Source organism: Thiomicrorhabdus sp. 6S3-12 (assembly GCF_017571475.1).
Classification (GTDB): Bacteria; Pseudomonadota; Gammaproteobacteria; order Thiomicrospirales; family Thiomicrospiraceae; genus Thiomicrorhabdus.
The window spans coordinates 330,509-352,282 of the sequence record NZ_JAGETW010000001.1 but is presented as its reverse complement, the minus strand read 5'-3'; the positions used below and the strand labels follow the sequence as shown (position 1 = coordinate 352,282).

General features: G+C 49.2%; 22 protein-coding genes. 11 read left to right on the top strand and 11 right to left on the bottom strand.

The features are described 5' to 3' along the window. Positions 1 to 38 precede the first annotated feature (38 nt). The 4 genes from J3999_RS01670 (at position 39) to J3999_RS01655 (ending at position 3,724) form a co-directional block, all read left to right on the top strand. Entirely contained in the window at positions 39 to 1,238 is a 1,200-nt protein-coding gene (locus J3999_RS01670; RefSeq protein ID WP_208126256.1) for a type III PLP-dependent enzyme, read from the top strand. Between the two features lie 27 nt (positions 1,239 to 1,265). Further along, a complete protein-coding gene (locus tag J3999_RS01665; RefSeq protein WP_208126255.1) occupies positions 1,266 to 1,685 on the top strand; it encodes an OsmC family protein in 420 nt (139 codons plus the stop codon). A 95-nt stretch (positions 1,686 to 1,780) separates the two neighbouring features. Beyond that, positions 1,781 to 2,749: a zinc transporter ZntB gene (locus J3999_RS01660; protein WP_208126254.1), complete on the top strand. Its 969-nt coding sequence runs from the start codon at positions 1,781 to 1,783 to the stop codon at positions 2,747 to 2,749. Between the two features lie 210 nt (positions 2,750 to 2,959). Continuing rightward, positions 2,960 to 3,724 carry a hypothetical protein gene (locus J3999_RS01655; protein WP_208126253.1) on the top strand — a complete coding sequence of 255 codons (765 nt, stop codon included), beginning with the start codon at positions 2,960 to 2,962 and terminating at the stop codon, positions 3,722 to 3,724. 36 nt (positions 3,725 to 3,760) lie between these two features. Here J3999_RS01655 and J3999_RS01650 read toward each other — a convergent pair whose 3' ends face one another. The 4 genes from J3999_RS01650 to ppnN all read right to left on the bottom strand — a co-directional run bounded on the left by J3999_RS01650 (position 3,761) and on the right by ppnN (position 8,479). Continuing rightward, on the bottom strand, positions 3,761 to 4,630 hold the full coding sequence (locus J3999_RS01650; protein ID WP_208126252.1) for a peptidoglycan-binding protein: 870 nt from the start codon (positions 4,628 to 4,630) through the stop codon (positions 3,761 to 3,763). A 42-nt stretch (positions 4,631 to 4,672) separates the two neighbouring features. Next, the gene (locus tag J3999_RS01645; RefSeq protein WP_208126251.1) at positions 4,673 to 5,647 is read right to left on the bottom strand and encodes an alpha/beta hydrolase; all 975 of its coding nucleotides are present in this window, start codon (positions 5,645 to 5,647) and stop codon (positions 4,673 to 4,675) included. Between the two features lie 193 nt (positions 5,648 to 5,840). After that, positions 5,841 to 7,079: a DEAD/DEAH box helicase gene (locus J3999_RS01640; protein WP_208126250.1), complete on the bottom strand. Its 1,239-nt coding sequence runs from the start codon at positions 7,077 to 7,079 to the stop codon at positions 5,841 to 5,843. 23 nt (positions 7,080 to 7,102) lie between these two features. Beyond that, the gene (gene ppnN / locus J3999_RS01635) at positions 7,103 to 8,479 is read right to left on the bottom strand and encodes a nucleotide 5'-monophosphate nucleosidase PpnN (RefSeq protein ID WP_208126249.1); all 1,377 of its coding nucleotides are present in this window, start codon (positions 8,477 to 8,479) and stop codon (positions 7,103 to 7,105) included. Positions 8,480 to 8,554: 75 nt separating this feature from the next. On the opposite strand from ppnN, the gene J3999_RS01630 reads away from it, so the two are divergent. From J3999_RS01630 to J3999_RS01610, 5 genes are all read left to right on the top strand, one after another. After that, entirely contained in the window at positions 8,555 to 9,658 is a 1,104-nt protein-coding gene (locus J3999_RS01630; RefSeq protein ID WP_208126248.1) for an AI-2E family transporter, read from the top strand. 81 nt (positions 9,659 to 9,739) lie between these two features. Then, a complete protein-coding gene (locus J3999_RS01625; RefSeq protein WP_243755235.1) occupies positions 9,740 to 10,861 on the top strand; it encodes an MBL fold metallo-hydrolase in 1,122 nt (373 codons plus the stop codon). 360 nt (positions 10,862 to 11,221) lie between these two features. After that, on the top strand, positions 11,222 to 11,515 hold the full coding sequence (locus J3999_RS01620; RefSeq protein ID WP_208126247.1) for a GIY-YIG nuclease family protein: 294 nt from the start codon (positions 11,222 to 11,224) through the stop codon (positions 11,513 to 11,515). Between the two features lie 112 nt (positions 11,516 to 11,627). Continuing rightward, on the top strand, positions 11,628 to 13,058 hold the full coding sequence (locus J3999_RS01615; protein ID WP_208126245.1) for a hypothetical protein: 1,431 nt from the start codon (positions 11,628 to 11,630) through the stop codon (positions 13,056 to 13,058). A 187-nt stretch (positions 13,059 to 13,245) separates the two neighbouring features. Next, complete coding sequence (locus tag J3999_RS01610; RefSeq protein WP_208126244.1) at positions 13,246 to 14,085, top strand: DUF89 domain-containing protein; 840 nt, start codon at positions 13,246 to 13,248, stop codon at positions 14,083 to 14,085. On the opposite strand, the gene J3999_RS11960 is transcribed toward J3999_RS01610, so the two are convergent. The 7 genes from J3999_RS11960 to J3999_RS01580 form a co-directional block, all read right to left on the bottom strand. Further along, positions 14,082 to 14,207, bottom strand: coding sequence for a hypothetical protein (locus tag J3999_RS11960; RefSeq protein WP_256438065.1), 126 nt, complete (start codon positions 14,205 to 14,207; stop codon positions 14,082 to 14,084). The genes J3999_RS01610 and J3999_RS11960 overlap by 4 nt on opposite strands. A gap of 249 nt (positions 14,208 to 14,456) precedes the next feature. Next, the gene (locus J3999_RS01605; RefSeq protein WP_243755234.1) at positions 14,457 to 14,786 is read right to left on the bottom strand and encodes a helix-hairpin-helix domain-containing protein; all 330 of its coding nucleotides are present in this window, start codon (positions 14,784 to 14,786) and stop codon (positions 14,457 to 14,459) included. A gap of 35 nt (positions 14,787 to 14,821) precedes the next feature. After that, positions 14,822 to 15,538 (bottom strand): isoprenylcysteine carboxylmethyltransferase family protein, encoded by a 717-nt coding sequence (locus J3999_RS01600; protein ID WP_208126242.1) that lies wholly within the window; start codon positions 15,536 to 15,538, stop codon positions 14,822 to 14,824. 217 nt (positions 15,539 to 15,755) lie between these two features. Then, positions 15,756 to 16,712, bottom strand: a complete 957-nt coding sequence (gene folE2 / locus J3999_RS01595; protein WP_208126240.1) for a GTP cyclohydrolase FolE2 — start codon at positions 16,710 to 16,712, stop codon at positions 15,756 to 15,758. Between the two features lie 125 nt (positions 16,713 to 16,837). Next, positions 16,838 to 17,872 carry a GTP-binding protein gene (locus J3999_RS01590; RefSeq protein WP_208126237.1) on the bottom strand — a complete coding sequence of 345 codons (1,035 nt, stop codon included), beginning with the start codon at positions 17,870 to 17,872 and terminating at the stop codon, positions 16,838 to 16,840. 5 nt (positions 17,873 to 17,877) lie between these two features. Beyond that, positions 17,878 to 19,221: an FAD-dependent oxidoreductase gene (locus tag J3999_RS01585; protein WP_208126235.1), complete on the bottom strand. Its 1,344-nt coding sequence runs from the start codon at positions 19,219 to 19,221 to the stop codon at positions 17,878 to 17,880. A 118-nt stretch (positions 19,222 to 19,339) separates the two neighbouring features. Beyond that, a complete protein-coding gene (locus J3999_RS01580; RefSeq protein ID WP_208126233.1) occupies positions 19,340 to 19,681 on the bottom strand; it encodes a helix-turn-helix transcriptional regulator in 342 nt (113 codons plus the stop codon). A gap of 172 nt (positions 19,682 to 19,853) precedes the next feature. On the opposite strand from J3999_RS01580, the gene J3999_RS01575 reads away from it, so the two are divergent. Both J3999_RS01575 and J3999_RS01570 read left to right on the top strand, forming a co-directional pair. Then, positions 19,854 to 20,789 (top strand): MBL fold metallo-hydrolase, encoded by a 936-nt coding sequence (locus tag J3999_RS01575; protein ID WP_371811831.1) that lies wholly within the window; start codon positions 19,854 to 19,856, stop codon positions 20,787 to 20,789. A 2-nt stretch (positions 20,790 to 20,791) separates the two neighbouring features. Continuing rightward, positions 20,792 to 21,766 carry a permease gene (locus tag J3999_RS01570; protein ID WP_208126229.1) on the top strand — a complete coding sequence of 325 codons (975 nt, stop codon included), beginning with the start codon at positions 20,792 to 20,794 and terminating at the stop codon, positions 21,764 to 21,766. Positions 21,767 to 21,774: the final 8 nt, after the last annotated feature.

The window sequence follows — 21,774 nt, the reverse complement described above, 5'->3', positions numbered from 1 at the left end:
AATGGGTTCTCTCGTTTTTGAGGTTTAAAAAGAGTCGAATGGACACTCAAGATATTATTCAGCACTTCGCTGAACAAACCCACCCTGATGAACTGGAACAGTTTGACCGCTCCAGCCTGCAAGAATTGGTCGCCAAGCACGAAACACCGTTTATGGTGTTGGACTTGGAAGAGGTTGATTACCAGTTCAAATCTCTGCAAGCGGCGCTGCCGAACACCAAGCTGTTTTATGCTTTGAAGTCGCTTTCGCATCCAGAGTTGATCAAGCGCCTGAAGAAATTGGGCTCTTACTTTGATTTGGCGACCATTGGGGAAGTGGAACTGGTCGAATCCCTGGGGATTACAGGCGATCAGTGTATTCATACGCACCCGATTAAAAAAGATAAAGAGATCAAACGCGCTCTGGAATTCGGCTGTACCCGTTTTGTAGTCGATAACTTTGCCGAAATGCAGAAGTTCTATCCTTATGCCGGACAGGTTGAATTGATTATTCGCGTCAGTTTCCGCAGCCCGCAGGCGGTGGTTGATCTGTCGCGTAAATTTGGTTGTACTCTGGAAGAACTGCCACGCCTGGTAGATGATGCGGCGGCTCACGGTATCAGTGTGGTCGGTCTGTCTTTCCACGTCGGTTCGCAGTCGATGTCGCCGATGACGCATGTCAACGCGGTTCGTTCCAGTGTTGCGGCGATGAAAGTGATGAGCCATGTGGATTGGAAGTTCCTGGATATCGGCGGTGGTTTTCCGATTGTGTATCAGGAGTCGGTATCTCCGATTGCCGATTTCTGTGTGCCGATTAACGAAGCCTTGGCTGAACTGCCGGAAGGGGTTGAAGTTTTTGCCGAGCCGGGGCGTTTTATCTCCGGCCCGTCGATGATCGAAGTCGTTTCGGTTGTCGGTAAAGCGAAACGCGGCGCACGTATGTGGTACTACCTGGATGACGGTGTTTACGGCGGTTTCAGCGGTCAGATGTTTGACCATGCCGCTTATCCGATCGCTCCGTTAAAGCCGTTTGATCCGACCGGTGAGTTCTTCCCGAGCGTGCTGGCAGGACCGACCTGCGACTCGATCGACGTGGTTGCCGAAGATATCGAACTGCCAGAACTGGAAGTAGGCGATATTCTGATCGGCAAGCAGATGGGGGCCTACACTATTGCATCGGCTACCGAGTTCAACTACTATCCTAAGCCGAAAGTGGTTGTAGTCGAAGATATCTTCGACCCGGAAACCGAAGCTCTTTAAGAGCGCTAAGAATAACGAGGAGCGACAATGACGACGATTGTGAAATGGCAAGGTTCTGGTATGGCATTTGATGCAACGGCCAGCACAGGGCACACTGTACGTATGGATGCGGCGCCGGAAGTCGGTGGTGAAAATACCGGCCCGCGCCCGATGGAGATGGTTCTGATGGGGCTTGGTGGCTGCACCGGTATTGATGTGGTGATGATGCTGCAGAAGATGAGTCAGGATATCAAAGACGTACAGATCGAAATCGAGTCGGAACGCTCCGCGGAAGTTCCTAAAGTGTTCACTAAAATTCATGTGCACTTTAAAGTTTACGGTACCGAATTGAACGATAAAAAAGTTCAGCGCGCTGTCGATCTTTCGGCGGAAAAATACTGCTCAGTTTCCAAAATGCTGGAAGCAACGGTTGAAATGTCGCACGACTTTGAAATTATCGAAGTCTGATTCTTACCGTTAAAAAGCGTTTTCAAATAAACCCCGGTCATGCAGAATAGAGGCATCGCCGGGGTTTTTTTATGCATATTTGCCAGGGGGTGTACATGCAGGACGGTTTAATTCACGCTTTATTGCTGGATGGGCAAGGTGGTGCCAAAAAACTGGAATGGCAGCAGTTACAGAGCTGGAAACCGGGAGATGGCGAATTATGGATTCACCTGGATTATAGTGTGTTCTCTGTTAAAGAGTGGTTGTTCCATGGATCGAATTTGGATATTTCGGTTGCCGAAACCCTGTTGAGCAGCGAATCCAGGCCGCGTTTCAGTCAATTCGATAACGGTACCCTGATGGCGTGGCGAGGCGTAAATATGAACCCCAACGCCGATCCGGAAGATATGATCGCTCTGCGTTTATGGTATGAGGAAGGGCGCTTAATCACCACCTTGCGCCGTGATCTGGCTTCCGTGGAAGAGGTTTCTCAGGCGTTGATGAAGAATAAAGGGCCGACGACGCTGGCCGAACTGATGGTGAATCTGGCTGGCCGTATGGTATGGAGAATCGGCGAAGTGGTCGATGAGTTCGAAGAGCATATGGCAAATCTGGAAGATCAGGTGATTGAGCACAGCGGAGCGCGCCTGCGTTCCGAGCTCAGCAGCTTGCGCCGTCAGGTGATCGCGATGCGCCGCTATCTGGCGCCACAGAAAGAGGCGTTACTGCGGTTTTCGCTGGAAAAATTGCCGTGGATGACGGCCGGAGAGCGTGTGGAGTTACGCGAAGTGGTTGACCGAATCACCTTGACGCTGGAAGATCTGGAAGCCTTGCGGGAAAGAGCTGTTGTCGGTCAGGAAGAGCTTCAGAACCGTCTCAGTGAACAACTCAATAACCGCATGTATCTGTTGTCGATTATTACGGCGGTTTTTCTTCCGTTGGGATTTTTAACCGGGCTTCTGGGCATTAATGTCGGCGGCATTCCCGGGGCGGACAACCCGCAGGCATTCCGTTATTTTATTTGGTTGGTGGTTGTTTTGATTGCCGTCCAGCTGGTTATTTTTAAATGGCGTAAATGGTTTTAGCCTGGGAGCAGGGGTTTCCGGGTACGCGTTTTTACTATAGAGAGAATTTTCCTATCACCTTGATTCTTTTATGAAATCCTCTGTATAGAGTGCGAATTGATGACTGTCAATTTAGTGTGCACAAAGCAAGGAGACACCAGTTTTCGGTATACATTTCCCTGTTTTTTAGAGGTATGCTGTCAGCATCGTTTTCTGCAAGGTAATGGCGTAATGTTTTTTCGATCAATGGTTGCCGTTGGGCTGCTGGCAATTTCCCATCTTGCTTTCTCCGGAACCTGGTACGATCCAAAGTTGCCTTTTAAGGAAGCAGTGGTCACGTACCAGATTCAGGGAACCATGAGTGGAACCAAGACCGTTTACGTTCGCGAATATGGCCGAAAAAGCGCGGAGTACAGCGATTTGTCGATGAGCATATTCGGTATGAAGCAGCAGCAGAAAGAGATCGTCATTACCGAGCCGGAATGGATCTATACTTTTGATATGGTGAACCGTTCTGCGGTTAAAACCAGTAACCCCACCAAGATCTTTAAACAGGAATTGGAGAAGTACACGGCGGAAGAGCAGGCCAAGATAGCCGAAAATGCCGGTAAAAACGGGGTTTACCTGTTGAAAGGCATGCAGGGGACAGTTCAGAGAGACATTCTCACTCTGCATGGTTATCGCTGCGATATGACCAGTGCAACCGGAGTCAAGGTATTTACAATCTCCGGTACCGGTTTTCCGCTCAAGACCATCAGTCAGATCATGGGCGTCACTTCGGTAGAAGAAGCGGTTGAAGTCCGTCAGGAAAATCCCCCTGAAGAGCGTTTCGAAAAACCTAAAGGGATTGAGGTTCATTACGACCCGGCGATCGATCAGATGATGCGCGATCAGATCAAAAGAACGCTGAAAAATCTATTGCTTGGCGTTCCGCTGGAATCCAAAGCGCGGCACGAACAGAAAATGTTATCCGCCGAGCACAAAGCGTTGAATTGACGGATTTCTCACCTTCCAACGAGTCTCTTTTCAGATTCACACAGCCTGCCATTGATGCAGCGCCTGACGCCACATATTTGCTTCCGCCTGACGGCGTTTATTCAATCCAGAACTCGTCGACCATAGACGCTGCATCGAGAGGATTTCATCCTCGACACGGTTCAGAACCACTTTGCGTTCGGTTTGTGAAAGCTCGGAGTTTTCCGCTTCTTGCAGGATTTGCTGAATATTGCGCATTTCGCGGCGTCTCGAACCACTAAGCGAAGTACCGCGATTGTACACCAGACTTACCAACACGGAACGGAGCGGTTTGGGCAATGCCGTAATGGAGTCGTAGATCGATTCGGTCTGTGAAAAAAAATTGGGGATGGTGTGGCGGGAAAACACCTGCCAGGCGGCCGTAAAAGGAATGGTAATTTCAAGCTCCTTGAGTTCGTCCGTTCTTTGTCTGTTGCCTTTGCGCCCGATATCTTTGCTCAGTTCATTTAGAACCTCCTGCGATAGAAGTTGTCCCCAGTCATTTTCAAAAGCGTCGGATGAATGAAAACGCAGATCATAACCGACGCCGATCGTGATTCCGCTGGCATGTCCCGGGTAGTGCGGCCATTTGGTAAAACGTTCATAAAAAGCCAGACCACCGGTCTCTTCCCGGGCGATAAAGGCAATTCCGTCCGTATCCAGACGTTCAAAGGGTTCAGGCTGGGTTTCCAGCCACTGCCATAATTCGCCATCGGCGATTCCGGTGATATTTTGATTGGCGGTTTTTTGCGCAAAACGCACGCCACGTTCGGTTCCCGGGCCGAAATCCCCGTCGACGGTAAGCATGGCTCCAATGCGGTTAAGCAACGACTGCAAGGGCTTGACCGCATCGCTGACAGCGTGTCTTTGTAGTGTTGGATAAGTCATCTCCGCTCCTTTAAGAATCTCAATTGATCGCTTGGTGCTGGATTAGTCTTCGAAACGAATAACGGTCGAGCGCTGATCCGGATCTTCGGGGAAAACGCGTCCGCTGTGAATGCACTGGAAGATGTGTTTGAACACCAGTCCGGGGTTGCCGTCCTGATCGCTTCTGAAGTAACTGTGTCCCTTGAGATCGTAGCGGCTGTTGACATCGTCGCAGTCCACTTTATAGACATTCTGCGGCGTCTTATTCATGTTTTCAGGGCCGGAATGGCCAAGACGGCGCGAGGCGACTTTATTTCTGACATTCGCCACTTTACTGGCTCTGAGAGCCAGATCGTCACCGGCGAAATAGACCACTACATTGCGTGAAGCGTCGCTGATAAGACGGCCGCGCTCGTCACGGTGAACCGATTCGTTTTCGATGTCAGCCGCAACCAGAAAAGTATTGCGGAAGAGCATTGGAACCCCGTCTCCGAGATCGTATTTGTTCCAGGCCTGCAGAGTTTCCCGCAAGACCCGGTTCCCCATGGAATGGGCGAGAACATTGATTCTTTTCAGGCATGGAGCGTAATCGGGTTTATGGGCTTCCTGATCGCGCCACTGCATAAAATGGTTCAGCGCCCGCGAGAAGGAGCTGGCACTGCTATCGGCGGATTTCTGATCGTCCCAGTAGTCGTTGATAATGCCCAGATCGTTGTCACAAGGCCAGATGACAGGAACCACCAGAACTTCTTTCGGTTTTTCGCGGTCGCAGAGTTGCTGAAATTCTTGAGCGGCTTCGAAAACGTCGTCCGGAAGATTCGAGTAGCCGTGAATATATAACAGTACCTGCCGGTAAGCGGATTTTTTCAGTTCGCTCATCAGGTTTTCGCCCATGATTTCATTCATGCTGCCGTCGGGATGTCGCTGGCAGTAGAAGACCGAGTTGCTTGGCGCGTTATTATTCAGGTCAAATTTGAAAGGGCGGTTTTTACGGCTGCGGATCGAGCCTTTAGGGAATCGGTTGGTGATAAATAACATACAACTTCCTTCACTGTGCTTTTGACCTTTTTAAAATAGCTTTAAAGGTATAAAAGTTCATTAGGTAAGTTGTGTTTACCCTATAAAAGAGTCCGGGAAATTGATGCAGGGTAATTTTATCTATCTGCAACCGTGTCGTTAAGGACTGTTTCAGGGAGAGGAAAGACTCACCTGGAGTGGTGAGCCCATCGATTTATTTTTTGCTTTTTTTCTTGGTAGAAGTTTTCTTCTTGGCGCTTTTCTTAGGTTTCTTTTTCTGAGCCTTAGATTGAACTTTGATTGCCGATTTAATGGTGAAGTTCGGCTCCAGTCCGGCGATTTTGGCTTCCGGAATTTTCTGCTGCAGATGATATTCGATGCGCTCCAGCGCTTTAAGATCGTGGCGTTCGACCAGATTGACGGCGATACCGACCTGCTGGGCACGACCGGTACGGCCTATGCGGTGAATATAGATGTCGCCGCGATAAGGCAGGTCATAGTTAATGACATGCGTGATATTGAGCATATCCAATCCGCGCGCGGCAACATCGGTCGCAACCAGGACCTTGATCTTACCGCTTTTGAATTTGTGCATTTTCTCAAGGCGAACCGCCTGAATAAAGTCGCCGTGCAGCACCTGCGCACTGATATTCTGCGATTGCAGAAAATCGGTAACGGCAATGGCGCGTTCTTTTTTGTTGCAGAAGACAATCGCGCTCTGGCAGGAAGCGTCATTCAGCAGACTGGTCAGAAGCGCGTGCTTATGGTCTTTGTCATTGGCAAGATAGCTGACCTGTTGAATCTGTTCCGACTTCCGGTTCGGCGCGTCAATCTGGATTTCCACCGGCTCGTCGAGAATTTCGTCGGCGAATTTACGCACGCCGCTTCCGGACAGGGTCGCCGAAAAGAGCCCGGCTTGGAAATCCCCCGGAATGGCTTCAAGAAGCGTTCTGACTGTCGGTCCCTGACCCATGTCGAGCATACGGTCGGCTTCGTCAATGATCAGCAGTTCGACATAGGAGAGGTTTACCTGATCCTCTTCCATCATTTTCGAGAGACGGCCGGGAGTGGCGACCAGAATGTCGGTTGGGTTACTCAGTGTCTGAGCCTGTTTACCCTGGTTGAAACCACCGGTAATAACGGCTGTCGGGAACTCGCAGTGGGTACCGAGCTGTTTGACCGTTTTATGAATCTGAAAGGCCAGTTCGCGTGTCGGTGCCAGTATCAATACTCTCGGGAATCTCGCCGCTCTCGGCTCGTCGAGCAGATACTGCAATGCCGGAATGACAAAGGCCGCGGTTTTACCGGTACCGGTTGCCGCGCCTGCCAGTACATCGGTACGATCCAGCATTGCCGGGATCGCTTCCTGCTGTACCGGGGTTGGTTTGTGGTAGCCGATTTTCTCAATCGCGCTGAGCAGAATCGGGTCAAGGTCGAATTCGTCAAAGGTCATGTTGCTGTCTTTTTTTATTGTTCTTATTCTTGGTGCACTATTGTATAACAGGGGTTGTAGTCGCTGGCGTCGAGTTTCATGCGTTTTTGATCGACGAACTTCTGTAGCAGCTTGTCCATTGCATGCATAATGTCGGCGTCTCCGCTGATGCGGAAAGGGCCATGTTGTTCGATCTCTCTGAGGCCTTCCGCTTTGACGTTCCCGGCAACAATGCCGGAGAACGCTTTACGCAGCTGACTGGCGAGTTTGTATGCCGGCTGATCTTTGTGCAGATCCAGATTGGCCATGTTTTCGTGGGTTGGAATAAACGGCTGCTGCTGATCCAATTCCAGCGTCAGACGCCAGTTGAAATAATAAGCGTCGCTGGAGGCTTTTCGATCCTGACGCACGGTTTCCATCGCGAATTTCATTTTGGTCGCAACGTCGCGCGGGTGCTCGATAATGACCTCGAACAGTTCGCAGGCTTTGGCGCCAAGCGTTTCGCTAATGAATTCCATAATGGCGTCGAAATATTCGCGACTGGCTTCATTTCCGGTCAATATAACCGGCATCGGAATGTCCTGGTTTTCCGGGTGTAACAGGATGCTGATCAGATACAGCAACTCTTCCATGGTGCCGGCGCCGCCCGGGAAAATAACGATGCCGTGCCCGAGACGGACAAAGGCTTCCAGACGTTTTTCGATGTCCGGCATGATACACAGTTCGGTGACAAAAGCGTTCGGGGCTTCAGCCGCGATAATGCCCGGTTCGGTAATGCCGATATAACGGCCGTGCTGATAGCGTTGTTTGCCATGGCCGAGCATGGCGCCTTTCATCGGGCCTTTCATAACACCCGGGCCGCAGCCGGTACAGATATCCAGATTACGCAGTCCGAGTTCATAGCCGAGATGTTTACTGTATTTGTACTCTTCGCCGGATACCGAATGGCCTCCCCAGCAGACGACAATATTCGGCGTGGTATTGGCTTTGAGTAATTGAGCATTGCGGGCGATATGGAAAATGGCGTTGGTAATGCCGTGGCTGCGCAACAGATTAAACTGTCCGCTGTCGAGCACATCGTTGCGGGCATAGACAAGGTCGCGGATAACCGCGTACAGATGCTCTTTAAGGCCGACAATCAACTGGTTATCGACAAAGGCGTGACGTGGCGCGTTTTTAATAATTAATTGAACGCCGCGGCCTTTGACACTGACCATGATGTCAAAGTCCTGATATTTTTCCAGTAGCGTGAGCATGTTATCTTCGTTTGAGCCGGTATTGAGTACGGCCAATGCACACTGGCGCAAAACCTCGTTCAAACCGCTCTGGGTTGCATCGCTCAACTGATTGGCTTCCTGATAGGAGAGGATTTGCAGTGAGCCTTCCGGACGAATAATGACTTCAGCGATATCGGTATTCATAGAGATGTCTTTTTAATTGGAATTCATTAAGAATTTTACGTAATCTAAACAGCGTTCATCTGTTGAGGGTCTATTATGCGTGACAGTCGTCCTTATGAGGAAGGTTTTTTAATTATTTTGCTGCTGTTGGCCATTGTCGGCCTCTTCTGGCTTTTTAACCCTTTTCTGGAAGCGTTGTTTTTCGCCATGATCGTCGCAACCGCCAGTTATCCTTACTATCTCAAGCTGCAGAAACGTTTCGACTATTCGCCGACGGTTGCTTCTGGGGTGATGAGCACGCTGATCTTTCTAGGTGTCATCGCGCCGGTAACCTATCTGTTGGTGGAAATCAGTTTGCAGGTCGGACAGTTGTATGGTCAGGCCCAGACCTGGCTCGGCCAGCAGAGCCCGGAATCTCTGGCCAAGCTGAATGCTTCACTGATCGCTTATCTGCCGATCAGCGAAAATACCCAGATGGATCTGCTGGCGCAACTGAAAGCGCATTCGCAGAAGATCCTCGACTTTGTTCAGAAAGTGACCGTTTTTCTATTGCAGGGGGTGTTGGGTACAACTTCTTCTTTTATTACTTTCCTTGGCTTGTCGGTTTTTGCGCTGTTTTTTTTCTATCGTGACGGCAGTGCGATCGCCGGGCATCTTAAAGTGCTTTCCCCTCTGGAAAACAAGTTTGACAGCATGATTATGAATCGTTTTTCCAGTCTCTCCAGCGTTTTGACGTTGAGTGTGCTGGGGATCGCTGTTCTGCAAGGTGTCTCCTTTGCGGTACTGGCGTGGATTCTTGGGTTGCCGGGGATGTTTATCGGTATGGCAATTGCCGTTACTTCGTTTGTGCCGATTGTCGGCGCGGCGCTGGTATGGGTGCCTCTGGTAATCTATACCGGCCTGCAGGGTGAATATATCAGCGCTGTTGTCATCGCTGTCTGGGGGATTGTGGTCACCGGTTTCATTATTGATAATGTTGTGCGTCCGATTCTGATTAAGCGGTTGACGGCGGTGGTCGGTGGCGGTAGCAGTGATATGGCCGTGGCCAATCACACTTTGATTACCGTGCTGTCCACCTTTGCCGGCTTGATCCATTTTGGCGTGATCGGTCTGTTCTTCGGTCCGGTTATCGCCGCTATGGCGATTACCATTTTCGATGTGTATGAAGAGATGCATTCAGAGCGGTTAGACCGTTCATAAAAAAAATTGAAGTTTTCCGGGGTGCTGAGCAGCGCAGGGTTGGTGTTATGATTTGGGTGAAGCAATTGAAGGGAGAACACAATGAAGTTGCTGAACCGATCTCGTTTTTTTGTCAGTAAAACCGGTGCCCTGTTTGCCGGAATCGCTCTAGGATTGACGGCAAATAATGCGCTTGCGCAGGAAAAGGATCCTTATCTGGCGGGCTTCGAGGCCTATGCCAAGGAGGTGAGAAGTTATACCGACAGTCTGTATCAGGCGGTCAACAGTTATGTTGCCGACGCTGAACGCACCGAAAAATCGGTTGGCTATATTGGACGCGTATTGCCGATTCCCAAAGCGCAAAAGGTCACCGATGGCGTCTATACGGTGGTTGGCAGCATGATCTGGCATAATCCGGCGAATTTCGGCCTGAACAACAACCTTTCTTTTATCGTTTTCGAGGACGGAGTCTTTGTTTTCAATGCCGGAGCCAATCCGGCTCTGGCGTACAGTTTGCACCAGCAGATCAAGAAGGTAACCAACAAACCGGTCAAATGGGTTGCGGTTGAGAATAACCAGGGGCACGCCTATCTCGGTGCCAGCTACTGGGTTGATGTCGGTGTGAAAAACCTCTATTCGAGCCAGTTGGCGAATGATCAGTTTGATGCTGCCTTTGATATGATCAAAGCGGAGTGGGGTGCTCGCGTCGGCAAGGAGTTAACCTTGCATGCACGCAATGTATCCGATAAGTTCACGACGTTCGAGAACGAGTTGGCAATCGATGTCGGCGGCGGCGAGAAAGTGATACTGAAGGATTTCGGCCCCGGGCATACACCGGCTTCGACCAGCGCTTATATTCCGTCGCGTAAGGTGATCCTGACCGGCGATCTCGGCTTTAACGAGCGCATGCCGGTATTCTTCAGCTATACGGATTCTTTCGCCTGGGAAGCCTCGTTCAAACGGATGATGGATGCAATTCCGTCGGACACGATCGTTGTTCCGGGTCATGGTACGCCGACCGATATGCAGACGGCTAAGAAACAGATGTATGATTATCTGGTCTATATGCATCAGGAAGTGCAAAAAGTCGTGGATGCCGGCGGCAAGATGGAGGACGCCGTGAAGGTCGATCAATCGATGTATAAAGATCGTCCGGTTTTCCAGCAGGCGGCGACCAATAATGCGGAGCATATTTACATTGAAATCACCGGGGGCGACTTTTAATTTGAGTCTGATTTGGTAAATTTCTTTGTTGGGAGCAGACTCATTAAGTGATACTTAACTTCGTCTACTCCCGCCGCGAACTTTCCTCAAATCATCTCTCAAATTAGGTCAAAATACCTTGCCTGGAAATCCCTGAAAATTATCGCCCAAATTTTAAAGAAAATTTGTATTAGTGTTAGGCTCGTTTAGGTTTTACTAAACGTCACCAAGCGCTGCCTTGAGTTGCGCCAAAGCTTCCTCGAAAAGGGCATCAATGCTTTTTAGAAAATCATATTCGGTTTTATTGCTTTCGGTCTTGTCTGGCCTTCTCTGTAGCGAAAGCACTTTAAAAATGCGGTAAAGTTCTTTAATCTTCCCTGTATGTCTAATCACGATATTAATACGGATACTCAGTTGTCCGAATCCTGCTGGTCGGTTTATCTTTTGCGTTGCGCCGATAATTCGCTCTATTGCGGCATTACCAATAATCTTTCCAAGCGCTTGAAACAGCACAACGGGGAGTTGGTCGGCGGTGCGAAATACACCAAGAGCCGACAGCCATGCCGACTGGTGTACTCTGAACAGGCACTCAGTCGCAGCCATGCAAGTCAGAGGGAGTATCAGATTAAACGCCTGTCCAAGGCGGAAAAAGAGCGCCTGATGCAAGCTGTATAAATACCAAGGATAAAGTGTTTTAATTTTCTTGGATAAGAGTTCTTTTCTCTTCGGCTAGAAAGGGTAAAATCTCTGTTAATATTAAAAATCGATTTCCCTTTAAGATTCCACTATGCCGGGCACTCATTACGACAATGACCACTCTTTTATTGAAAGTCTGCCGACAGAATTAAAGCTGGTCGCCTATCGGATTATCCGTAAAGACTCTCTGGAAACCATGTTGCTCAATCTGCGCAGTCAGCATTCCAAAGAGTTTGACGCCTTTCCCAAACTGGGGCAGGTCAGCGACGAGAAAAAAGAGCGCACGATACACGCTTGCATTGTCGCTAAGATCACCGGACTTGATAAAACCTTGTATATCAATTCGGACCATGAGGTTTTCATTAACGAAGTGCTGTTCAAGTCGCTGCGCTTTCTTTCCAAGCGCGCTTTGGAGTTTACCGACGAGAGTGACGAAACGCTGCTGGACTATCTTAAGCTGGCGCACTCGAAAACCTATCAATGGCTGCACAAGTCGGATAATGAAGATCGCCGGACTTTGGCGATCCGTAAACGTTTTCAGAACACGCGCCGTTACTTTCGCTATAGAGCAAAGCTGAAATACCATTTCATCCGTATCGGCTCGCAGGAAGGCAAAGAGGAGCTGACCGGCGATATCTATACCACGGGGATTCAGCATTTCACCAAAATCGTTAACGAAAAGCTGGATATCCTGCACGCCAACTACCATACCAATATCCGTCAGGCGTTGGCCAAGCCCTTTCCGGCGGCTTATCAATTGTTTATGGTGGTCATTGAGCGGTTGGAATATCTGCGCAAGGTGTTGAACGGTATTTCGGTTGGGGTTTTGCCGATCGAAGAGGCGAAACGTTCTCTGCGTCAAGGAGTGGAACAACCGCTCGATTACGCTTCATTGAGCGGGAATATCCGTACCGAAAGCATTCTGCGGGACTTCGAGGAGAAAATCGATCAGATCAGCGCCAGTACTCTGACGCTTTTAGAAAAATCGACGCCGCATCAGTTGTATGATGGACCGGTTTTGAAAAAGTTGAAAATCGATAAGGATATTGTCGATTATCAGGAGAAACGTGAGAAAAACCGCTCCTATCTGCTTTCTTCCTTTATCGATCTGTACAACTATGCGCAGCTGTTGGAAAAGATCTATAACAATATTTCGGCCAGTAACTACATTATTATTTTTCCGGAGTACTGGTCCGAGCATTACCATGACGCTTCGCCGGTCGGCTTTTCGTTCTACAGTGAATTTCTGGTCAGCGTTAACGATATTCTGGAGTTGTTCTTTCAACTCGATCTTTCCGACGATCCGGATAAGAATGTCTATGATGTGATTCACCAGAAGGTGAAAGTGGTGCGTATCGATGAGCACCCTGATATGGGCTTTTATCAGATCTCCTGTCAGTTCCTGGCACCGGCGGCGGAAACCATGAATACCCTGCGCAAAGCCCTGCAATCCAAAGAAGTAATTGACGCCTTCGAATCCGCAGCTTTTATGGGCGAGGAAAACAATCCTTTAGCGATTTAAGCGCCTCACCGTCTCTTGATCTGACAAAGACCTTATTCGATCTTAAGGGTTTGAAAAGGTTGTATGTCCTCTTTTCTTGATAAAATCCAATAGAAATCTTGAACTGCTTTTGTTTAAGGTAGACCGTCCGTTGCGTCTACATCGCGGTTCGATGGTTTTTTCTGATATTTTATTGAGAGTGTCCGCCATGAAATCCCAGCCAGAATGCTTTTCCTGTCTATACGCACAGGCTTTGAAAACCAGTCGTTTGTTGAATCTAAGCGATGACGATTGTAAAGCAGTATTGGATCGGGCAGCCGAGATTCTGCAATCGCATTCATTGGATTCTACTGCGCCGCAGATGGCTAAAGAGATTTATCAGGCGGTCAGCGAGATCAGTGGTATTGAAGATCCGGTCAAGGAAGCGAAACAGATCGCGCTTAAGCAGGCACTCAAGCTTGATACTTCACCAGTCACCTCGCTGGAAGAGGCACTTAAGCTCAGCGTGATCGGCAATGTGATCGATTTCGGAGCGCCCAACCAGTTTAACCTCCAGGCAACCGTCGATTCGCATTTTCATGAACCTTTTGCCAGAAACGATATCCTTAAACTGGAAGCCGATTTAGTGTCCGCTCGTTCGCTGGTTCTGATCGGCGACAATGTCGGCGAGCATATTCTTGATCTGCACCTGCTTAAAATCATTAAGCAGAGATACCCGCATTTGCAGTTGTATTTTTTCGTGCGCGGCAGACCGGTGATCAATGATGTGACCGTCGCGGAAGCACAGATCTTCGAAGGAACTGCGGAGGTTATTGATTCCGGTGTCGCCACGCCCGGCTATGATCTGAGCGAAGTCAATGAGCGTTCTTTTGAACTGTTTAAAAACGCGGATATTGTTCTCGCCAAAGGAATGGGCAATTTTGAGAGCCTTTACCGACAGACCCCGCGTGATGTTTATTATCTGTTTATCGTTAAATGCGAGGTGATTGCCAGAGCAATTAAGCAATCGGTCAAGGATATGATTTTATGGAAAGAAGAGTCTCTTTAAGCTCTTCTAAGCTGTTTAAACGCGGACTGCTGGCAAATCACATGTGCATTCGCCAGTTTATTTTTCAGTGCCTGTTGGTTGCGTAACTCAAAAACCTCTTTCAGAAACTTTAAACGACTCATCTTTGTATCCTTTCTACTCTTGGGAATAAACGTTTTGCTTTGCTCAAAACGCAGGCTTAATAACCTCTTTAATGGGTATTGAGCATAAGCCATGCCAGAGATTTTTCTGTGCCGTAGAAAGGTAAGTTGTTTTTTATTTTTATGATTAAAAACAATCGGTTAAGAGAGATTGGTTTTCTATTGGAATTGTGCAAAGTCACTAAGAAACAGGCCGATTCAGCATTCAGAAACGCTTTGATTTTACGGTCGTCATTTTTTTGACGACATTTTCTGTTTGCGCTCTGGTGTATAGTGCCACCATTTCCGTGGCGGTTCGCCTTGCATATAGCGGACCGCGGAGATAAAAACATCAAGCAGGCAGGGATCGAGTCTTTTTTGCATAATCAGGCCAAGGTCTTCGTACAGTTGATAAGGGTCTTTACCGACCAGTTCCTGAGGGCTTTTGAGGCCTAGTGTCATGAATTTGCGCTCAATGGCTGCGCCGACATTGGGAATGTCTCGGAACCTTAAGATATCGTCTCTTTGCATCGCCTTGAATTCTCCGGTTTTGAATGGAACGCTCTGCTGAATGAAATACAATCCGCATGGCCTGATCGGATGTTCATGGAGGGTTTTTAGTATATTCCTGGAATTAAGCGATAGCGTACCTGTCGTGCATACTCCCGATACCCCGGTAACTCCTCCAGCAGAGCCTGATCTTCGAGTGCGGTTCTGATGACGGCAATAGCCAATGCAAGCAGTGCCGGGATCAGTGACCATAGTGAATTCAGAGCCAGAACAATGCCGAATAGCGCAAGCACATTCCCTGCATAGCCGGGATGGCGCACAATCCGGTATGGGCCGCTGTCGCAAACCGTATGTCCTCGATCCGTCTGAATGCGCATGACAGCGGAAAAAAAGCGGTTTTCTATCAAAGCCCAGGCAGCAAAAGCATACCCCTGCGCGATAAAAAAGAAACCAAGAAGACTGACCCAGAGCGCAAACTCGGGTGACCAGTTGAAGCGATGGTCTAGACCCGCCACGATCACCATCGGGTACCCGACACTCACAGCCATCAGCGGGGCGAGCACCTTATCCCACGACTTGGTATTTTGGAAATTTTCGAGGTTCTGTCTTTCGGCGGTTAATCCGGGATGACGGTGTTCGGCCAAAATACGTCCACCCATGCCTGTGCTCAAGATAAGAAAGGCGTAGATCCATGCTTGCCACCATTTAAGGTCTCCTGCGCATATAAACAGTATTAACGGGATTAACAGGTACACCAAAGCCAATCTAAACCACTGTTTAGGAGATACGGTTTGCGCAGACTCGTTATGGATCTTAGCGGACATTTCATTTACCAAATAAAACGGATTCAAGTGCCTGATTGTTGAGGCGCAGTTGGCTTGAATAACACCAAGAGCCTTGGGCTCTTTTGATTTGTGTTCATTCGTTTGTAAGAAAGTCTTATCCTAGAGTGTAACGTACTTTTTGTCGTACATAAAAAGAAAAACCCGCCGGGAACTTGGTCCGGGCGGGTCTCTTTTGGGGGCGGAGAAGTAAGGTGGATTACTTCATCGGATCCATCAGGTTCGGTTCGTCGGTATAACCGCCGTCGATCCCTTTGGTGACAATCGCCACCGCATCGTGCGGATGCAGACTTTCCAGATGGTTAACGCGTACCCAGAAATCCAGATAATGTTCTTCCTGAGCGCTTAGAGCAGCCTGCAAACGACGACTGGCATCTTCACAGAACATCAGGTTAGAAGCGTTCAGGCGTGCGAATTCCTGTTCGTCTTCGCGTTTAACCGCTGCTTGTACCGGCGTTTGCAGCGCGGCTTCAATATCGTTAATCAGGTTAGAGATGCCTAATGAATCACTTTCTTCGACTTTAACCTTGACCTGAGCATAAGAGCGCTGGCTGTGCGGTGTGGCACAGATGCCTTCCGGAGTGCCCAACCAAGCCATGACATCGTCATAACTGAGATCTTTACCGTCGAAGTCACGTTCAAAGGCTTCCTGAATCAGCTGGCGAGAAAGCGCTGCCGAGCAAGGGCAAGTGGATGAGTAAGGTACCTCGATCGAGATTTCGCAGTCGAAATCGCCGTCGCGCATTTCACCGCGGACAGTGCACGGGTAATGTTTCCAGCCACTGTTGCCGCTTTTAAGCGAGTTACGGCGTTCGTAGTAATCGAATTTGAATTCAACAAACGCATGCGAACTCAAACCTTCGTGTGATTCGATGAATTTGTCGAGAACGGCTTTAACGCGGTTCGGCGAAAGCGGCTCTTCGGTCGCCATCTGATCGAGAATCAGATACAGACGTGACATATGGATACCCTTGCTGAGCGGGTTTTCCAGATTGACGTAGGCTTGAGCTAAAGAGGACATACGGACGCTTTGTGACGCGTCTGTTCCCTGTTGAACCAAAACAGGCAGTTCAATGCCGCTCATTCCGACCCAGTTCAGGGTCCCTTGTGGTGTTTGGTGCGGCTGACACGCGATATCGGGCATGTGCTTAGTCATGCAATTTCCTTCGGCTGTTGTGGACGGGTCCTATTGGCAAAAGCAAGTGGGGCACGTCTCGTGATTAAAAAATGAGCTGCGATTTTAACAAAAATTTAAAAAACCGGCGGCTTTATTATTGGAATTTAACGAAGCAGGATGGCGCTAAGCAGTTGAGATTCCATAGAAATAATAGTGTCTTTATGCGGTGGGATGCTGTTTGGTGCTTCTGTAAATAGACATTCCAGTCGGCTATCTTGTCGCCAGGCAATATCTTCTAATTGTAAATGGTTATCAATATAATTCAAGAGCTGCCACTCTTTTCCGGTGCGCAGCAGGCCTTTGGCACGGGCCAGTAAAGGGGAGAAGTTGTCTATCCAGGCTTTCAGCGCGATGCGGTTAAACTGCACTTTGGCGCTAAATTGCCAGCCGATAGCGAGCAGATGACCGTTTTGCGGGTCGATTTGCAGAAAAGCCTGTTCGACACCGGGCAGAGCACTGTTCCAGTCGCGGTTTTCGCTCGCATGGAGTGTGCCGGTGTTCTGTTTAAGGGTGAAATCTGCTGTAACGGCTTGAAACTGGAAAATGGGGTGGGTTTGTCCGGATGGCTTGAGTTGCTCGATGGCGATTTGGGCAAACTGCGTCGGCAATAGGGTTTTTTGAGCATACAGCCGTTCAAGAATCGCCCGGCTTTGCGCAATCTCTTGTTCCGAGCTCAGATCGGTTTTATTAAGTACGATCAGGTCGGCCAGCGTCACCAGATCACGCATGACTTGCGATTTTTGCCAGCGGATTTCGGTCAATTGCTGCGGCGTGATAACGCACAGTGTTTTGTGTAGCGTGTATTGAGGAAACTGTTTCAGGGTGTCGAGCACCTTGGCCGGATGGCCGAGTCCGGTCGGTTCGATAAACAGTTTATCGATTGGCTGGCGGCTTAGCTCTCCGAGTGCTTGAGCCAGATTGAACTGCGCCGAGCAGCAGATGCAACCTCCGGAAACGGCTTTAATCGTGATGTCGTTGTTTTGCGACAGGGTCGCGCCGTCAATATCGACTTCGCCGAATTCGTTGATCAGAACCGCCCAGTTTTCGTTTTCCGGTTTCTGTTTAATCAGCTGCCGCAGACAGGTGGTTTTACCGCTGCCGAGAAGGCCACTGATTAAATATGTCGGAATGCCGGTCATCTCTGTTACGGCAGGTCTTTTCCGCCAAGCAGTTCGTCGATCGCCTGCTGCTTGTGCATCTGAATATTCAGACGTTCGCAGATGATTTGTGCGTCGCGGTAGGCGTTACCAAGACAGGTGGTGGCGCCCGGTGAAGGTGTCATATTGAAAATCAGACGCTCGTTTTCCGGGACAATACTCGCTTCACCCAGCTTCAGTTGCATCGTGGTTTTGTCGATGACCTGCGGGCGCAGACCGCCGATGCCGGAGGCATATTCGAGATCTTCCGGTTTCAGGTCAGGAATGATCTTCTGTGCGTCTTTAGCGAAAAGGCGTTTACGCAGCCACGGAATCTCGAAGGCGAAGTTGCGCAGAATATAGTTGCGGATGGTGCTGTCTTTCATCAGATCCCAGAAGACTTTGATAACCTTGCGATCAAGTTTCAGACTGCGCCAGAAATCCAGATAGGTTCCGCCGGTATAGCGTTCCAGCTTCGGTAGAACCAGAGCGGTCGGCCCAAGACGGGTTTTGCTCAGTTCAACCAGATCCGGGTCGCCATGCAGTGCGGCAAACGGCAGCTTGTCGTTCTGCATGGTATAAACTTTACCGTTAAGAATTTTTGGTACGTAATAGAAACTTCCGGCCATCGGCAGAATCGACATGTCCATACCGTGCCCAAGCTGATTAGCCAGTAGCAGGCTGTGACCGCCGGCGGAGACTACAACGAAATCGGCAAAGAAAGTGCCTTGTGAGGTATTCAGCTCGTAGCCGTCTTCAACTTTGCTGATTTTCTGCACTTCCGTGCTTAGGGAAACCTGAATTTCGGTATTGGTTTTACGCGCCTGATTGATCAGGGCCTTGGACATGTTTCCATAGTTCACCGCAGAATATTCGTCGGTACAACCGGAAGCCAGGATGCGCTCCGGACGGCGTTCGCCGTCTTTCATGGTGACCGCCGGTTCGACTTCGGCGATCTTGTCTGCGTCCCACAGTTCCATATACGGGAAGGCTTCGGCAAACTCGTGGTGACGTTTTTCCAAGCGTTCGCATTCGTCATCACCGACGGCAAGAATCATTTTCGGGAATTTATACAGGAAGTCGTTCTTTTCCACCTGCTGGGCAAAGTATTCGATCATACTCGCTTGTTGCTTAACGACTTTGGCTTTTTCCAGTGTGTAGTTGGTTTCGATGTCGCCGCAGTGCAGGGTCTGGCTATTGGATCTTGCGCTGGAATTCAACGGTGCCAGGCTGCCGTACTTTTCAAGCATGGCCACTTTTTTTACATCGGTGTAACGCGACAGCATATAGGTCAAGGCACAACCCGAGATACCGCCGCCGACAATGACCACATCAAAAACTCTATTCTTCATTTACGCACTCTTAAGTGTTTAAGCAGGAAAACACGCTATTATATAAAAGATCGTGCCTGAAATGGGCAAGTGGATGATTTTTTGTGCTTTTTTTCTTAATTTTTTTCCGCCGCTCTTTTTACAGATTACAGCTTCTCGGTTTTTGTTCGTAAGCCTGCAGTTTTTGCAAATCCAGATTCAACTGATCGGCTAGGTGCTGCTTGAGTACATCGATATTTAACATCTGTAAGGCTTCGGGAATCAGAGCATAGTGCATCCAGGTTCCGTCGCGCCAGGAAGTAACCAGTCCGGAGTTCTTCAGATAAGCCAGATGACGGGAGACGGTGCTTTGATTCAGTTCCAGTGTTTCGACCAGATCGCAGACACAGAGCGAGTCGCGTTGCAGCAGAAGGTGAACGATACGCAGCCGGACCGGTTCCGACAGGGCTTTAAAGGTTTGGGTGACGATTTCTAGTGTCATAGGTTTTGACGGGTTCTATTTATGTATCAATCTCGACGGACGTTTTCCGATGAGCCTCTATTTTGAAGCAAATGCACGGATTTTTCTAAAACTTTTAAAAAGGCTTTGCAAATTCCCGCTTTGAGTTTTAATATATTTGCCTATGCGTATATATGAATTCTGGAGGTATCTAGTGGATTGGTCTAAAAAAATTTCAGTGCTATTCACGTTCTGTCTGAGTCTGTTTGCTTTTCCGACGCAGGCCATGGAATTTCATTTCAAGCCGGTTGCGGATCAGGTTTATGCTTATATCGGGCCTTTGACGAACCGCTCGGAAGAAAATTTGGGCTTGAATAATAATATCGGCCTTGTTGTAACCGGAGATGGCGCCGTGCTGATTGACTCGGGTGCAGGAGATGTTTCCGCCAAAGCGTTGGAAAAAGCGGCCGGAAATGTGACCGATAAGCCGATTATCGCAGTGATCAATACCGGAAGTCAGGACCATCGCTGGTTAGGAAATCACTACTTTGCTCGCAAAGGAATTCCCGTTTATGCGCTTGCACGGACGGTAGAAACTCAGAAGAAGATGGCTGCGGAATTGATCGAAAAGATGGCCGGCGTTTCTGCAATTTTTGCCGGAACTTCGCCTGAGCATGCTGCAAAGCCTTTCCAAGGGGACGAGGCTCAGTTTAATATCGGTGGCGTGGATTTTGCACTTAAGTTTTTCGGCGATGCGCATTTTCCCGGCGATGCCGTTGTTTGGCTGCCGCAGCAGAAGGTGCTGTTTTCAGGAGATCTGATTTATGTCGATCGAATGCTCGGAGTCCATCCGTTTTCCAAGGTTGCGAGTTGGCGCAACGCCTTTCACCAGGCAGAAGCCTTGCCGGCGGTAAAAATTGTCCCCGGACACGGACAGGTTTGTGATTGGGATAAGGCGCGTCAGGACACTGGAGCCTATCTGGACAAACTGGTTGATGTCATGTCTGCGGCGGCGGATGAAATGCTTGGTGTCGACCAGGCGGTTGCCGAGAATAAGGATTGGCCGGAATTTAAACACCTGGAGCATTATGACTCCTGGCATAAAATGATTCTTAATCGTACTTACTTGCAATTTGAGCAGGGGCTTTGACCATGACACCGTTTGAAAGCACAGCAAGCTGGTTTGTGTATGGGATTTTGAACATAGATGCCCAGACGGCATTAGGGCAGGCCGTGCATTTCTTTGTCATGGATGTGCTGAAAATCTTTTTTCTGCTGGTACTGATTATTTATCTGATGGGGCTGCTGCGAGCGTTTGTTTCTACCGAACGGGTGCGCAGCGTGGTTGTCGGCAAGCCATTGTGGCTAGGTCGCTCCATGGCGATCGGTCTGGGGTCTGTGACGCCTTTTTGCTCCTGTTCGTCGGTTCCTTTGTTTATCGGCTTCGTCGAAGCCAGAATTCCGCTCAGTATTACCTTTGCTTTTCTTATTGCCAGTCCGATGATTAATGAAGTGGCCGTAGTGCTGTTGATTTCTCTATTGGGATGGGAAGTCGCTTTCTGGTATGTACTAGCCGGATTGATCGTCGCCTATATCGGATCAGTGGTCATCGGCTGGTTTAAGCCGGAGCGCTGGATTGAGGCTTATGTCTGGGATATCAAGATGCGCCAGGCTCAGGAGCAGGAAGCGCTTGCCAACGGTTGGCGTGCCAGACACGGTTTTGCCTGGAACGAGGTGAAAGTTATTGTTAAACGCATCTGGCACTGGGTGATTATCGGTATTGGTGTCGGCGCAGCCTTTCATGGTTATGTGCCTCAGGTTTGGGTAACCGAAACGCTGGCGGATGCGAATAACTGGTGGAGTGTTCCGGCGGCGGTTCTGCTTGGGGTGCCTTTGTACTCCAATGCCACCGGCGTGATTCCGGTCATCGAAGCCATGCTGGGCAAGGGCGTACCGCTTGGCACCAGTCTGGCTCTGATGATGAGCATTGCCGCTCTGTCCTTGCCGGAACTGCTTATTTTGAGAAAAGTGATTCGCTGGCCGGCTCTACTGCTGTTTGTTGCAGTATTGGTGGTGGCTTTTATTCTGGTCGGGTACGGCTTTAATTATTTTTACGCTAAATTGTAATGAGGGAG

Excerpts from the sequence above, each read along its gene's own strand:
- J3999_RS01670 (WP_208126256.1), top strand. The coding sequence starts at position 39 with ATGGACACTCAAGATATTATTCAGCACTTCGCTGAACAAACCCACCCT.
- J3999_RS01665 (WP_208126255.1), top strand. The coding sequence starts at position 1,266 with ATGACGACGATTGTGAAATGGCAAGGTTCTGGTATGGCATTTGATGCA.
- J3999_RS01660 (WP_208126254.1), top strand. The coding sequence starts at position 1,781 with ATGCAGGACGGTTTAATTCACGCTTTATTGCTGGATGGGCAAGGTGGT.
- J3999_RS01655 (WP_208126253.1), top strand. The coding sequence starts at position 2,960 with ATGTTTTTTCGATCAATGGTTGCCGTTGGGCTGCTGGCAATTTCCCAT.
- J3999_RS01650 (WP_208126252.1), bottom strand. The coding sequence starts at position 4,630 with ATGACTTATCCAACACTACAAAGACACGCTGTCAGCGATGCGGTCAAG.
- J3999_RS01645 (WP_208126251.1), bottom strand. The coding sequence starts at position 5,647 with ATGTTATTTATCACCAACCGATTCCCTAAAGGCTCGATCCGCAGCCGT.
- J3999_RS01640 (WP_208126250.1), bottom strand. The coding sequence starts at position 7,079 with ATGACCTTTGACGAATTCGACCTTGACCCGATTCTGCTCAGCGCGATT.
- ppnN (WP_208126249.1), bottom strand. The coding sequence starts at position 8,479 with ATGAATACCGATATCGCTGAAGTCATTATTCGTCCGGAAGGCTCACTG.
- J3999_RS01630 (WP_208126248.1), top strand. The coding sequence starts at position 8,555 with ATGCGTGACAGTCGTCCTTATGAGGAAGGTTTTTTAATTATTTTGCTG.
- J3999_RS01625 (WP_243755235.1), top strand. The coding sequence starts at position 9,740 with ATGAAGTTGCTGAACCGATCTCGTTTTTTTGTCAGTAAAACCGGTGCC.
- J3999_RS01620 (WP_208126247.1), top strand. The coding sequence starts at position 11,222 with ATGTCTAATCACGATATTAATACGGATACTCAGTTGTCCGAATCCTGC.
- J3999_RS01615 (WP_208126245.1), top strand. The coding sequence starts at position 11,628 with ATGCCGGGCACTCATTACGACAATGACCACTCTTTTATTGAAAGTCTG.
- J3999_RS01610 (WP_208126244.1), top strand. The coding sequence starts at position 13,246 with ATGAAATCCCAGCCAGAATGCTTTTCCTGTCTATACGCACAGGCTTTG.
- J3999_RS11960 (WP_256438065.1), bottom strand. The coding sequence starts at position 14,207 with ATGAGTCGTTTAAAGTTTCTGAAAGAGGTTTTTGAGTTACGCAACCAA.
- J3999_RS01600 (WP_208126242.1), bottom strand. The coding sequence starts at position 15,538 with ATGTCCGCTAAGATCCATAACGAGTCTGCGCAAACCGTATCTCCTAAA.
- folE2 (WP_208126240.1), bottom strand. The coding sequence starts at position 16,712 with ATGACTAAGCACATGCCCGATATCGCGTGTCAGCCGCACCAAACACCA.
- J3999_RS01590 (WP_208126237.1), bottom strand. The coding sequence starts at position 17,872 with ATGACCGGCATTCCGACATATTTAATCAGTGGCCTTCTCGGCAGCGGT.
- J3999_RS01585 (WP_208126235.1), bottom strand. The coding sequence starts at position 19,221 with ATGAAGAATAGAGTTTTTGATGTGGTCATTGTCGGCGGCGGTATCTCG.
- J3999_RS01580 (WP_208126233.1), bottom strand. The coding sequence starts at position 19,681 with ATGACACTAGAAATCGTCACCCAAACCTTTAAAGCCCTGTCGGAACCG.
- J3999_RS01570 (WP_208126229.1), top strand. The coding sequence starts at position 20,792 with ATGACACCGTTTGAAAGCACAGCAAGCTGGTTTGTGTATGGGATTTTG.